Genomic DNA, 12,313 nt, shown 5'->3' with positions numbered 1-12,313 from the left:
TCGTGGCCATGACCTCCACACCGAACAGCAGGACACCCGGCTCCGGACTCGTCGACGCCGGCGACGACGTCCGCATCCACTACGAGGAGCGCGGCACCGGCGACACCGTCCTGCTGGTGCACGCCGGCCTCTACGGGGACTGGTTCGCCCCGCTGCTCCGGGAGCCCGCCCTCGACGGCCACCGGGTCGTCCGCACCCACCGGGCCGGCTACGGCGCGAGCCCGCGGGTGGATCGTCACCTCACGATCGCCGACCACGCCCGGCACTGCGCCGCCGTGCTCGACCGGCTCGGCGCCGACCGGGCCTGGATCGTCGGGCACTCCTCCGGCGGCATCATCGCCCTGCAGGCTGCGCTCGACCGGCCCGATCTCGTCGCGGGACTGATCCTGATCGAGCCCGCTCCCAGCCCGTCCGGTCCCGAGGGAGCCGACCTCGGTGAGCGGGTCGTCGGACCGGCGCTGGCCGCGCTGGGCACCGACGGCGTCGCCGCGGCCGCGACGATCTTCCTCGACGGTGTCTGCGGTGAGCACTGGGCGTCGCTGCCGGTGCTGCGCAACGGCGACGGCGCCCGGGCGCAGCTGATGTCCGATGCGGCCCACTTCTTCGACGACGAGATCCGGGCCGCCATGGAATGGCACCTCGATCCCGGCGATGCCGCCACCCTGGCCCGACCGGTCCTGATCGTGCACGGGGCCCGCAGTCCCGAACGCACCGGCGCCTACGCGGAGACCGCCGCGCTTCTGCGGGACATGCTCCCGGACGCGCGCTGCGTCGAACTCGCCGATCTCGGCCACGCGATGCCGCTGGAGGACCCGGCCGTGGTCGCCGAGCTCGTCCGCGCGACGGTCGCCGGTGGGTCCGGTGCGGCACCGCGACCGTCCCGGCTCGGCACGCACCGGGCGGAGCCACACTGACCGCCGGGCGTCAGCCCGCCGCGAGCTCGGTGGACAGCGCCGCCCAGCGGGCCAGCAGATCGGCGCCGGCACCGGAGTCGATCGCCTGCGCGACCGTGTCCAGCGCGTCGCCGATCGCGGTGGTGAGGTCGTCGCCGATCCCGCGGTGCGCGGCCAGCGCACCGGCGGCGTTGAGCAGTACCGCGTCACGCACCGGCCCGGTCTTCCCGGCCAGCAGGTCGCGCACCACGGCGGCGTTCACGTCGGGGGTGCCGCCGAGCAGGTCCTCGCTCGTCGCCGGGCGCACACCGAGATCTGCCGGGTCCAGCCGATCGCGACGGACCGTGCCGCCGTCGGCGATCCAGACCGAGCTGGACGTGGTCGTGGTCAGCTCGTCCAGGCCGTCGTCGCCGCGGACGACCAGCACCGACTTGCCGCGCCGGGCGAAGACCTCGGCCATCGTCGAGGCGTGCTTCGGGTCGGCGCAGCCGATCAGCCCGGTAGCCGGCTGTGCCGGGTTGGACAGCGGCCCGAGCAGGTTCATCGCGGTCGGAACGCCGAGCTCGCGGCGGACGCCGCCGGCGAAGCGCATGGCCGGATGGAACGCCTGCGCGAAGCAGAACCCGATGCCCAGCTCGGCGACGCACCGCTCGACGGCGGCGGGGCTCAGCTCGATCGCGACGCCCAGCGTCTCCAGCACGTCCGCCGTCCCGGACTGGGACGACGCGGCCCGCCCGCCGTGCTTGACCACCGGCGCACCGGCGGCCGCGACGACGATCGCCGACATCGTGGAGATGTTCACCGTGTGCGCCTGGTCGCCACCGGTACCGACCACGTCGACGGCGCGACCGGGGACGTCCACCCGCAGCGCGTGCGCCAGCATCGCGTCCGCCATGCCGGAGATCTCGGCGGCGGTCTCGCCCTTCGCGCGCAGCGCGATGAGGAAGCCGGCGAGCTGTGCCGGTGTCGCCTCGCCGGAGAACACCCGGCCCATCGCCCAGGTGGCCTCCTCGGCGCTGACGTCCTGGCCGCTCACCAGCCGGCCGATCACGGAGGGCCAGGTGGGTGCGCTCGCGCTCACGCGGTGTGTCCTTCTACTTCTGCGAGGTCAGGGTGCCGGCGCGGTGGTCGCGCAGCACCTGCGCGATCACCTCGGCGGACTCGATCGGGTCGAGCGGGTGCACGAGCACCGCGTCGGCCTCCGACCAGGTGGCCAGCCACCGGTCGTCCCGCCGCCGGACGGTGAGCACGATCGGGGGACAGTCGACGATCTCGTGCCGCAGCTGCTTGGCGACACCCATCCCGCCGGTGGGCTGCGCCTCGCCGTCGAGCACCAGCAGATCGGCCTCGCCGGCGTCGCAGGCCGCGAGCACCTGGCCGATGCCGCTCGCCTCGACGTAGGTCACCCGGCCGACGTCCGGCGCCGGCCGCCGCCCGACCGCGTTGATGATGCCCTCGCGTACCTCGGGACGGTGGCTGTAGACCAGCACCGTGCTGGTGCCGCTCACCGTTCCACCGGCCGCTCCGCCGATCTCTGCCGCTGCTCCGCTCGCCACCCGTCGGATAGTAGTCGGTGTGCCGTGGTGGGCCGGGTGGCCGGGCGTCGGGAACTCCGCGGGGCTCCCGCTCGTCCCACTGTTGCGGTGTGCCCGTGGTGGGCCCGCGGCGTGGCCCGGCTCTCCTCCCGGCGGAGAACCGCTGATCACGGGCACCGTTCGCCGATCGGGACGCTCCGATGGGTATCCCGACAAGCCGTAGAAGTTCGGCTCGGGTCATAATGCCCGGCGTGACGACAGCGGCCCCCCACATCAGCGCGCGGATCCATTCGCTGAACCGCCCGAACCTGGTCAGTATCGGCACCATCGTCTGGCTCGCCAGCGAGCTGATGTTCTTCGCCGGGCTGTTCGCGATGTACTTCACCGCGCGGGCGCAGAACGACGGACCATGGCCTCCCGCGCCCACCCATCTCAACGTCCCGTACGCGTTGATGATCACCACGGTGCTGGTCGCGTCGTCGTTCACCTGCCAGTTCGGCGTGTTCGCCGCCGAGCGGGGCGACGTGTTCGGGCTGCGTCGCTGGTACCTGCTCACGCTGGCGATGGGGACCTTCTTCGTCATCGGCCAGGGGTACGAGTACTACCTCCTGGTCGAGGAGGGCACGACCATCGCGTCCAGTGCGTACGGGTCGGTCTTCTACATGGCGACCGGCTTCCACGGCCTGCACGTCATCGGTGGCCTGGTCGCGTTCGTCTACCTGCTCATCCGGACCAAGCTGAGCAAGTTCACCCCGGCACAGGCCACTGCTGCGATCGTCGTGTCCTACTACTGGCACTTCGTCGACGTGGTGTGGATCGCGCTGTTCGCCGTCATCTACTTCATCCGTTAGCCGGCTGACCCCCATGACCGCACCCGCCACGACGTCGAGGTTGGAAGACCCCCAGCGATGACCGAGAATCCCGAGGGCGCTGACAGCGCAGCCCAGAACCCACCACCGGGCGGCCGGCCCGAGCAGAAGGCCGGACGCCGATCCCGCCCGCACGGCAAGATGCACCGCCGGATCGCGGGTGCCCTTGCCATCGGTCTCAGCCTGGTGACCGTCGGCTTCCTCTACACCGCACTGGCGCCGCAGCCGCAGGTCGCCCAGGCGCAGCCGGACGCCGCGCTGGTCGCGAAGGGTGAGCAGCTCTACAACAACACCTGCATCACCTGCCACGGTGCGAACCTGCAGGGCGAGCAGGACCGCGGGCCGAGCCTGATCGGCGTCGGCGACGCGGCGGTGTACTTCCAGGTGTCGTCGGGCCGGATGCCGATGGCCCGCCAGGAGGCACAGGCCGCCCGCAAGCACCCGCTGCCGATCTTCGACCCGGAGACCGCCGAGGGCCGCGCGAACCTGGAGGCGCTGGGCGCCTACATCCAGGTCAACGGCGGCGGCCCGGTCACCCCGGCCGAGCGGGGCGAGGCGCTGCGCGGTGAGGACCCGGGCCGTGGCGGCACGCTGTACCGGCTGAACTGCGCGTCCTGCCACAACTTCACCGGTGTCGGCGGTGCGCTGTCGTCCGGCAAGTACGCGCCGGCGCTGGCGCCGGCCAGTGAGTCGCAGATCTACACGGCGATGCAGACCGGTCCGCAGAACATGCCGCGGTTCTCCGACCAGCAGCTCACGCCGGAGGAGAAGCGCGACATCATCGCGTACATCAAGTCGGTCAACGAGACCAACGACCCGGGCGGCTACTCCCTGCTGGGCCTCGGCCCGACGGCGGAGGGCGTGTTCGTGTTCGTGTTCGTCATGTCCGGGCTGGTCGGATTCGCGATCTGGTTGGGGGCGAAGAGTTGAGCAGCGAGGTCAGCACCGGGGCGGACAGGCGTCCGACCCGTGAGGAGCTCGACGAGATGTCGCCCGAGCAGCTGGCCCGGTTGGCCGGCGAGCTCGACGAGGTCGAGGTCGTGCACAACACGCCCAAGTTCCCGATCGCGGGGACGCGGGCGGAGAAGCGTGCCGAGCGCACGGTCGCGCTGTGGTTCGTGATCTCGGCGCTGTCCGGGCTCGCGTTCGTGATCGCGTTCATCTGGTGGCCGTGGGAGTACGTGAACGTCGGCGAGCCCGGCTACACGATCTACTCGATGTACACGCCGGTGATCGGCTTCACCTTCGGGTTCGCGATCCTGGCGATGGGTATCGCCGTGATCCAGGCCGTCAAGAAGCTGTTCCCGGACGAGGTCTCGATCCAGCAGCGGCACGACGGTCCCTCCGACGAGCTGGACCGCCGGACCCTGGTCGCCCAGCTCACCGACGCCGGGAACGGCACCACCCTCGGGCGGCGGAAGCTGATCATCCGCAGCGCCGGGCTGGCGGCCACCGTGGTCGGTATCGGCACCGGCGTGGTCGCGCTCGGCGGCATCATCCGGAACCCGTGGGCCGAGGGTGACGAGGCTCCGCTGTGGCACACCGGATGGCGCCCGGAGAACGGCGAGACCGTGTACCTGCGCACCGATACCGGTATCCTCAGTGAGATCGCGCGCGTGCGGCCCGAGGACATGGAGCCCGGATCGATGATGACGGTCTTCCCCTACCGGGAGAGCGAGCGCGGGCACGAGGAGGAGCTGCTGCACGCGCAGCGCGCCTCCGACGCACCGGTCATGCTGATCCGCCTCCGGCCCGGCACCGTGGTCAACGCGCGCCCCGGCCAGGAGGACTTCAACCACGGCGACTTCTACGCCTGGTCGAAGGTGTGCACGCACGTCGGTTGCCCGACGTCGCTGTACCAGGCACAGGACAACCGCATCCTGTGCCCCTGCCACCAGTCGCAGTTCCTGGCGACGGAGGACGCCCGGCCCGTCTTCGGACCGGCGGCCCGCCCGCTGCCTCAGCTGCCGATCACGGTGAACGATGAGGGCTACTTCGTCGCGGTGAGCGACTTCGTCGAGCCCGTCGGACCTGCGTTCTGGGAGAGGCCGAAGACGACATGAGTTCGATCACCACTCCGACGTCATCCCCGGGAGGGGGTGCGTCCAAGGCCGCAGGAGCACTGGACCAGCTCGACCAGCGCTTCCATCCGGCGGCGGGACTGCGTAAGCAGTTCAACAAGGTCTTCCCGACGCACTGGTCGTTCATGCTCGGTGAGGTCGCGCTCTACAGCTTCATCATCCTGTTGCTGTCGGGCACCTACCTCGGGCTGTTCTTCGATCCCTCGATGGAGGAGATCGTCTACAACGGCCCGTACGACCCGCTGCGTGGCGTGCACATGTCGCGGGCCTACGAGTCGGCGCTGGAGATCTCGTTCGAGGTCCGCGGCGGGCTGTTCATGCGCCAGGTCCACCACTGGGCCGCGCTGCTCTTCGTCGCGTCGATGATCATCCACATGCTCCGGGTGTTCTTCACCGGCGCGTTCCGCAAGCCGCGTGAGACGAACTGGATCATCGGCATCGTCCTGATCCTGCTGGGCACCTTCGAGGGCTTCACCGGCTACTCGCTGCCGGACGACCTGCTCTCCGGTGTCGGCCTGCGGATCGCCTCGGGCATCACGCTGACCGTGCCGGTGATGGGCACCTGGGTGCACTGGGCGCTGTTCGGCGGGGAGTTCCCGGGGACGGACATCATCCCGAGGCTCTACATCATCCACGTGCTCGTGCTGCCCGGGATCATCCTCGCGCTGATCGCGGTGCACCTCGGGCTCGTCTGGTACCAGAAGCACACCCAGTTCCCGGGGCCGGGCCGGACCGAGAGCAATGTCGTCGGTGTGCGGATCATGCCGCAGTTCGCGGCGAAGGGCGGCGCCTTCTTCGCCGTCACCGCCGGTGTCATCTGCCTGATCAGCGGCTTGTTCCAGATCAACGGCATCTGGCATCTGGGCCCCTACGACGCCGCGCACATCTCGGCGGGTTCGCAGCCGGACTTCTACATGCTGTGGTCCGAGGGGATGGCCCGGATCTTCCCGCCGTGGGAGTTCTACCTCTTCGACACGTACACGATCCCGTCGGCGTTCATCCCGACGGCGGGCTTCCTTCCGGTGCTGTTCCTGGTGGCGGCCGCCTATCCGGCGATCGAACGCAGATTCACCGGGGACGACGCGATCCACAACCTGCTGCAGCGTCCGCGCGACGTGCCGGTGCGCACGGCGCTCGGCGCGATGGCGGTCTCGTTCTACCTGTGGCTCGTGATGTGCGGGTTCAACGACTGGATCGCGCTGTTCTTCCACATCTCGCTGAACGCGACGACGTGGGCGGGCCGCCTGGGTCTGCTGATCGTGCCGCCGATCGTGTACTGGGTGACCTACCGCTGGTGCCTGGGCCTGCAGAAGTCGGACCGGGCCGTGCTGGAGCACGGCATCGAGACCGGCATCATCAAGCGGCTTCCGCACGGCGAGTTCATCGAGGTGCACCAGCCGCTGGCCGGTCTGGACTCGCACGGGCACCCGATCGAGCTGGAGTACCAGGGCACGTCGGTCCCGAAGCGGATGAACCAGCTGGGCTCGGCCGGCGTGCCGGTCCCCGGTTCATTGCTCACGCCGGACCCCTCGGACGAGACCCGGGCGCTGGCCCAGGCCCGGCACGAGGCACACGAGCGGGAGATCGCCGAGCGCGACGAACGTGCGGCGGCCCGGCGGGAGCTCGAGTCCCGTCGTGAGGAGCTGTCCGGCCGGCCGGACGACGGCGGCCGGCCGCAGCAGCCGGGTGACTGACGGCAGCTGAGCACGTAGTTCGACAGGTACGACCGGAAGGGCCCCGCCATCGGCGGGGCCCTTCCGCGTGCGATCGCCCACGGTGGTGCGCGGGAGCCCGATCCGCGCGGCGCGGTGTAGAACCGCGGCGATCACTGCCTGGATTCGATGAGGCGGCGGGGTCTCTCGGCGACGTGATTCCCGCGGTGCGCCTGGAGCCCGACCGGCGTCGTGGGCCGGCGGACGATGCGGGTCGGGCGGACGCTGTCGGCGGATGGCAGCGGCCTGTTGGCCGCGGCGAGGGTCGGGTGACCGGCTCCACCGGTACCGGCTGCGCGACGTCCCCGCTACCCCGTCCGTGTCCGCGGGCGGGGCGGTTTCTGACCCCAGGGCACCCCGTAGGCTGACCGCCGCCGCTACATCATCGGTGCCTCAAGGCCCCGGCCGCGCAGCGCGACATGGGCTGGGGAGCCGGTCCTGCGCCTTGGGGTCGAACACGTGGAGCCGGTTGGTAGAACAGCGGCTTACTCGGCCCCGGACCGGAGCGCCTCCGCGATCTTCTCAACCTCGGCTAGCTGCCCCGTGGCCACAGCCAGCGCCAGGTCAACGGCGTCATCGTTCGACATCGTGAGCCGGTGCCCGTTGAGCTGGAGGAACGCGTAGGTCGCCGCGAGAGCGGTCCGTTTGTTGCCGTCCACGAGCGCATGGTTCGTTGCGAGGGACTGGAACAGCGCGGCCGCTTTCGTCCAGATGTCCGGGTAGGCGTCCTGACCGAACGCGGTGGCCTGCGGCCGGTGCAGCGCGGACTCGACGAGACCGACGTCCCGGACCGCGACGGCACCACCGACCGCCTGGCCGGCGAAGTAGAGGAACTGCTCGATGGTCAGGTACCGGATCACAGGTCGCGGAGGCGCTCGAGCGCCGGGGTGTAGTCCCGGAGCAGCGCGGCCGCGATCGCCTTGTCCTCGTCGCTGATCCCGCGCACCTCGTCAGTGCCGACCGCGGTCAACCCGGGTGCTGGCGTGCCGCCGTGGAAGCCGACGTCCTGCAGGGCCGGCGTGAACGGGGCGTGCTCGGCGAGCTCCTCGGGTGTGCGGTCGATGTGGGCCATGCCGGTAAGGGTACCGGGAACGGCGACGGCCCCCGCCTACTCGGACAGGGCCAGGTCCGCGAGCTCAGATACATGGACCCGCGTAGATCACTGGTTCATTGCGTGGCTCACGGCGGCTCCTCGCCGGTGCGGTGCGCCGCCTCCTTGGCCCGCTCCGCCCAGGACCGCCACGGGCCGCCGCCGTGGGCGGGCTCGGCCCACGGCGGATCGCTGCGCACCAGCCTGGTCCCGCCGCCGGTGAGCCAGCGGTGCAGCAGCCGCACCTCCTCGGCGTGTGCCCCGCGCAGCGGGCCGGGCTCCGGCAGCACGGTCTGCGCGCTGCGCCGCAGCGACTCGATCTCGGGCATCGGCCGGACCCCGCGCGGCGCGTTCCCGGCGGCGGCCAGCCTGCCGTGCCGGACGACGGCGAGCTCCCAGCCGCCGGCGCCGTCGGGCCGGGCGCCGACCACCTCGTCGAGCTGGGCGAGTGCGGACAGGGTGCCCGCGCGGTCGATCCCGGCGGCGAGATCGGCCAGCCGGTCCCGGGCGCGGCCTGCGGCCTCGTAGAGCCCGGCGGCGGAGCGGGTCTCGACCTCGGCGGCCAGTGCCCGCAGCGGAGCGTCGTCGCGGCCGTCGACCAGGTCGTGCCAGGTCTGCACCGCCGGCCGGTACTCCTCGGCGGGCTGCAGCCCGGCGCACGGGGCGGCGCAGCGCCCCAGCTCGTGCAGGGCGCACGGGGTGGCCGTGGGGTTGCGGGCGGGGATCCGGATCGTGCACCGGCGCAGCGGCACCGCGTCGAGTGCGGCGTCGAGCACCGCGGTGGCGCTGCGCTGTGAGGTGAAGGGCCCGAGTGCCCCGGGGCGTGGGGTGGCGACGACCGAGAGCCGCGGGAACGCCTCCGCGGTGGGCACCACCCACCAGGCCCGGCCGGGATTGCGGGACCGCCGGTTGTAGCGGGGACGATGTGCCGCGATCAGCCGCAGTTCCCGTACCGAGGCCTCCAGCGCGTGCGCGCAGACGACGGTGTCGACCCGCTCGGCCTGGGCGACCATGTCCCGCACCCGGCGCCGGCGCTCACCCGCGGTGAAGTAGGAGCGGACCCGGCGGTGCAGGTCGCCGCTGGTGCCGACGTAGAGCACGTCGCCGCGGGCATCCCGGAACAGGTACACGCCGGGGGCGGCGGGGACGTCGTTCGCGAGGTGCCTGCGCCGCCGCTGGGCGGTGGTCGGGCGGTGCGGTGCGCGGTCGCGCACCAGCTGGAGCAGCTCCTCGATGCTCTGCACGCCGAGATTGCCGATCCGCTCCAGCAGGTGGTGCAGCACCTCGACGGTGGCTCGGGCGTCGGTGAGGGCGCGGTGGTCCGGGGTGGTGGTGCAGCCGAAGTGGGCCGAGAGCGCGCCGAGCCGGACGCTCGGGCACTCGGAGTGGGGGAGCACGGCGCGGGCCAGCCGGGCCGTGCACAGCACCGGCGGTGACGGCCACGGGCGCTCCTGCTGTTGGCACGCGGCCCGCAGGAAACCGGTGTCGAACGGCGCGTTGTGGGCGACCAGTACCGATCCGCGCAGGTGATCGAGCACGCCGGGCAGCACGGCGCCCAGCGGTGGCGCGCCGGCGAGCATCGCATCGGTGATCCCGGTCAGCCGGGACACGTCGGGCGGGACCGGGGTGCCGGGGGCCACCAGGGTGGACAGCTCGGCCAGCCGTTCGCCGCCGCGCACCGAGACCAGCCCGACCTCGGTGATCGCATCCTTGCGGTGGCTGCCACCGGTCGTCTCGAGATCGACGACGCAGAACGTGACGTCGCGCAGCGGGGTGCCCAGCTCGTCGAAGGTGAGCTGCGGGGAGCAGGTGGTCACGGTCGGCACGGTAGCGCCGGGGTCCGACAGTATGTTCGAGTGTGCCGGCCCACGGTCGCCGAACCGCAGCAGGGTCGGGTCCCGCCGATACGGGGAAAATGGTCGATCACGAACGTGGATCCGGGTGGTCGGCCCCCTCAACGCCGATTTCGCGGTGACGTCCGCGGACCTTCGATCGGGCACGGTCGACCGCCGGCGCGGCGCGGGCGACGGCGACCCGGCACGGTCGGGGATAGCCTGGACAGATGGCGCACAACGACGGAGAGCAACCGGAGCCCGCGGGCTGCGGCGGCCCGTCGGGTCCGGAGCCCGCCGACTCCCCGGGCGCCGGCTCGGACTCCCCGGCTTCCCGCGGCGCCGGGTCGGACACTCCGGCCGGCCACGGCGCCTCGGGCGCGTCCGGGAGCGCGGCCGGCTGGCCGCCGCTGACGGCGCCGTTGCGCTCCCGGCTCGCCGAGATCGCCGGAACCGCCCTGGCGGGGATGCCGGCGGCCGACGTCCCCGGTCCGCTGCGCCGGTTCGCCCGGTTCACCCCGGCGAAGCGGGCCCGGCTCGGCGGCCAGGCACTGGTCGCCCGTCTCGAGCAGGATGCGGCGTTCCGGGCGGCTGTGGTCGCCTGGTGGGCCGAGAACCGCGCCGGCGAACTGGAGCTCCCGCCGGAGGAAGCCGGTGCCGGTCATGCGGCGCCCGGGGGCGAACCGGCGGCACCCGGCGGTCCAGCAGGGAACGGACCGGTCGGGAACGGGGCGCCGGGGAACGGGGCTGCCGGAAACGGGGCTGCCGGAAACGGGGCGACCGGGAACGCACCGCCGCTACCCGCCCCGGTCGACAAGCTGGATGCCGCGGCGGTCGCCCTGCTCACCGGCGATCCGCTGGCGGCCCGGCGGGTCGCCGAGGCCGAGCAGACCGGTGACCTGTCCTCGCTGCGGGCCGAGCGCGACGAGGCCATCGCGAAGGTCGACAAGGTCACCGCCGAGCTGGAGCGCGCTCAGGCCGAGCTCGTCGAGGAGCGCGAGCGGGCCCGGTCGGTCGTCGCCGAGCAGCAGGCCGAGTACCAGCAGATGCGCCGCCGGGTCAGCGAGCAGGGGGCCCGCCTGCGCACCGCGCTGGACACGCGGGCCGAGCTGGAGACCGAGGTGGCGGCCCTGCGTGCGGGAGCCGACGAGCGGCTGGCCGCGGCACGTGCGGACGCCGAGCGGGAACGGGAGCGCGCCGACGCCGAGCGCCGGCGGGCGGATGCCGCGGCGCGCGAGGTCGCGGCGGCGCGGCAGGCGGCACGCGAGGCCCGGCGTGGCGACGAGGTGCGCCTGGAGCTGCTGCTCGACACCGTCGGCGGCGCGATCGCCGGGCTGCGCCGCGAACTCGACGTCGGCGCGGGTGGCCCGCGGCCGGCGGATCTCGTGGCCGGCACGGCGACGGCGGACCCCACCGGCGGGGCGGTGAACGGCCGTGCCGGACTGCCGGTGGACGGCCTCGCGGCCCTGGACACGCTGCTCGCGATGCCCTCGGTGCACGTGATCGTCGACGGTTACAACGTCAGCAAGACCGGCTACCCGGACCTGCCGCTGGCCGACCAGCGGACCCGGCTGGTCGGGCAACTCGGGGCGCTGGGTGCGCGCACCGGGGCCGAGATCACCGTGGTGTTCGACGGGGCGGCGGTCAGCGCGGCCCCGCTGCGCGGTGGCCGCGGGGTGCGGGTGCTGTTCAGCGAGGCCGGGGTGATCGCCGACGACGTGATCCGTGATCTCGTCGCGGCCGAGCCGCTCGGCAGGCCGCTGCTCGTCGCGACCTCCGATCAGGAGGTCGTCCGCTCGGTCCGGCGCCGCGGAGCGCACTCGGTGCCCTCCACCGTGCTGTTGCGCCGGCTCCGCGGCTGACGACCGCGCCGCACCCGCGACCGGCCACGGCCCGCCCGGAGCCGGCGAGCGCTCAGCCCACATCGCGCTGCCGGGGCGGCACCACCGGGATCGGCAGCATCGGACGGGCGGGCTGCTCCACCCGCCCGGCCCCGGCCTCGACCAGCCGCAGGTGCGGGATCAGGCCCTGCTCGGCGAGGACCTGCAGCGCGCGGCGCTCCGGCTCGGAGAACTCCAGCGGCGCGCTCGCCGGCGGGCCGGGCTGCTCGAGCCGCGGCAGCGTGCCCGGCAGGTCGACGGGAAGATAGGGGATCGGACGGTCGATCTCGGGCACATCCATGAGCACCCCGATCACACAGTCGCCACAGGCCGTGTCCCGCACCTGGCAACGGTCGCAGTCGACGATCATCGTGCCTCCTTCTGGGGAAGTGGAGTTGGATTCAGCGGAGCAACCGGTCGT

The 12,313-nt window shown here is 72.6% G+C and carries 12 protein-coding genes; 6 read left to right on the top strand and 6 right to left on the bottom strand.

Features of this window, described 5'->3' with window-relative positions:
* Nucleotides 1-8: 8 nt before the first annotated feature.
* The gene (locus tag Pdca_RS21475) at nucleotides 9-914 is read left to right on the top strand and encodes an alpha/beta fold hydrolase (RefSeq protein ID WP_085914949.1); all 906 of its coding nucleotides are present in this window, start codon (nucleotides 9-11) and stop codon (nucleotides 912-914) included.
* A 10-nt stretch (nucleotides 915-924) separates the two neighbouring features.
* On the opposite strand, the gene trpD is transcribed toward Pdca_RS21475, so the two are convergent.
* A complete protein-coding gene (gene trpD / locus Pdca_RS21470; RefSeq protein ID WP_085914950.1) occupies nucleotides 925-1,974 on the bottom strand; it encodes an anthranilate phosphoribosyltransferase in 1,050 nt (349 codons plus the stop codon).
* A 13-nt stretch (nucleotides 1,975-1,987) separates the two neighbouring features.
* Nucleotides 1,988-2,383 (bottom strand): response regulator transcription factor, encoded by a 396-nt coding sequence (locus tag Pdca_RS21465; RefSeq protein WP_197720095.1) that lies wholly within the window; start codon nucleotides 2,381-2,383, stop codon nucleotides 1,988-1,990.
* A gap of 287 nt (nucleotides 2,384-2,670) precedes the next feature.
* Here Pdca_RS21465 and ctaE point away from each other — a divergent pair, with 287 nt between their 5' ends.
* The 4 genes from ctaE to qcrB all read left to right on the top strand — a co-directional run bounded on the left by ctaE (nucleotide 2,671) and on the right by qcrB (nucleotide 7,072).
* Nucleotides 2,671-3,279, top strand: coding sequence for an aa3-type cytochrome oxidase subunit III (gene ctaE / locus Pdca_RS21460; protein ID WP_085914952.1), 609 nt, complete (start codon nucleotides 2,671-2,673; stop codon nucleotides 3,277-3,279).
* Nucleotides 3,280-3,438: 159 nt separating this feature from the next.
* Nucleotides 3,439-4,227 carry a cytochrome bc1 complex diheme cytochrome c subunit gene (gene qcrC, locus Pdca_RS21455; protein WP_232021710.1) on the top strand — a complete coding sequence of 263 codons (789 nt, stop codon included), beginning with the start codon at nucleotides 3,439-3,441 and terminating at the stop codon, nucleotides 4,225-4,227.
* The gene (qcrA, locus tag Pdca_RS21450; RefSeq protein WP_085914954.1) at nucleotides 4,224-5,360 is read left to right on the top strand and encodes a cytochrome bc1 complex Rieske iron-sulfur subunit; all 1,137 of its coding nucleotides are present in this window, start codon (nucleotides 4,224-4,226) and stop codon (nucleotides 5,358-5,360) included. Before qcrC ends, qcrA begins: the two co-directional genes overlap by 4 nt.
* Nucleotides 5,357-7,072, top strand: a complete 1,716-nt coding sequence (gene qcrB / locus Pdca_RS21445) for a cytochrome bc1 complex cytochrome b subunit (protein WP_085914955.1) — start codon at nucleotides 5,357-5,359, stop codon at nucleotides 7,070-7,072. Before qcrA ends, qcrB begins: the two co-directional genes overlap by 4 nt.
* A gap of 503 nt (nucleotides 7,073-7,575) precedes the next feature.
* On the opposite strand, the gene Pdca_RS21440 is transcribed toward qcrB, so the two are convergent.
* From Pdca_RS21440 to Pdca_RS21430, 3 genes are all read right to left on the bottom strand, one after another.
* Nucleotides 7,576-7,950, bottom strand: coding sequence for a type II toxin-antitoxin system death-on-curing family toxin (locus Pdca_RS21440; protein WP_166665847.1), 375 nt, complete (start codon nucleotides 7,948-7,950; stop codon nucleotides 7,576-7,578).
* Nucleotides 7,947-8,162, bottom strand: coding sequence for a hypothetical protein (locus Pdca_RS21435; protein ID WP_085914956.1), 216 nt, complete (start codon nucleotides 8,160-8,162; stop codon nucleotides 7,947-7,949). Before Pdca_RS21435 ends, Pdca_RS21440 begins: the two co-directional genes overlap by 4 nt.
* 107 nt (nucleotides 8,163-8,269) lie before the next feature.
* Nucleotides 8,270-9,997: a DEDD exonuclease domain-containing protein gene (locus Pdca_RS21430; RefSeq protein ID WP_085915004.1), complete on the bottom strand. Its 1,728-nt coding sequence runs from the start codon at nucleotides 9,995-9,997 to the stop codon at nucleotides 8,270-8,272.
* Nucleotides 9,998-10,242: 245 nt separating this feature from the next.
* On the opposite strand from Pdca_RS21430, the gene Pdca_RS21425 reads away from it, so the two are divergent.
* Complete coding sequence (locus Pdca_RS21425) at nucleotides 10,243-11,874, top strand: NYN domain-containing protein (RefSeq protein WP_232021103.1); 1,632 nt, start codon at nucleotides 10,243-10,245, stop codon at nucleotides 11,872-11,874.
* 52 nt (nucleotides 11,875-11,926) lie between these two features.
* On the opposite strand, the gene Pdca_RS21420 is transcribed toward Pdca_RS21425, so the two are convergent.
* Entirely contained in the window at nucleotides 11,927-12,262 is a 336-nt protein-coding gene (locus Pdca_RS21420) for a hypothetical protein (RefSeq protein ID WP_232021102.1), read from the bottom strand.
* Nucleotides 12,263-12,313: the final 51 nt, after the last annotated feature.

It is taken from the genome of Pseudonocardia autotrophica (assembly GCF_003945385.1).
Classification (GTDB): domain Bacteria; phylum Actinomycetota; class Actinomycetes; order Mycobacteriales; family Pseudonocardiaceae; genus Pseudonocardia; species Pseudonocardia autotrophica.
This window is presented reverse-complemented; position numbering and strand designations above follow the sequence as displayed.

What these genes read in the sequence shown, in the direction of transcription:
- ctaE (WP_085914952.1), top strand. Translation starts at nt 2,671, where the DNA reads ATGCCCGGCGTGACGACAGCGGCCCCCCACATCAGCGCGCGGATCCAT.
- Pdca_RS21425 (WP_232021103.1), top strand. Translation starts at nt 10,243, where the DNA reads ATGGCGCACAACGACGGAGAGCAACCGGAGCCCGCGGGCTGCGGCGGC.
- Pdca_RS21435 (WP_085914956.1), bottom strand. Translation starts at nt 8,162, where the DNA reads ATGGCCCACATCGACCGCACACCCGAGGAGCTCGCCGAGCACGCCCCG.
- qcrB (WP_085914955.1), top strand. Translation starts at nt 5,357, where the DNA reads ATGAGTTCGATCACCACTCCGACGTCATCCCCGGGAGGGGGTGCGTCC.
- Pdca_RS21475 (WP_085914949.1), top strand. Translation starts at nt 9, where the DNA reads ATGACCTCCACACCGAACAGCAGGACACCCGGCTCCGGACTCGTCGAC.
- Pdca_RS21420 (WP_232021102.1), bottom strand. Translation starts at nt 12,262, where the DNA reads ATGATCGTCGACTGCGACCGTTGCCAGGTGCGGGACACGGCCTGTGGC.
- qcrC (WP_232021710.1), top strand. Translation starts at nt 3,439, where the DNA reads ATGCACCGCCGGATCGCGGGTGCCCTTGCCATCGGTCTCAGCCTGGTG.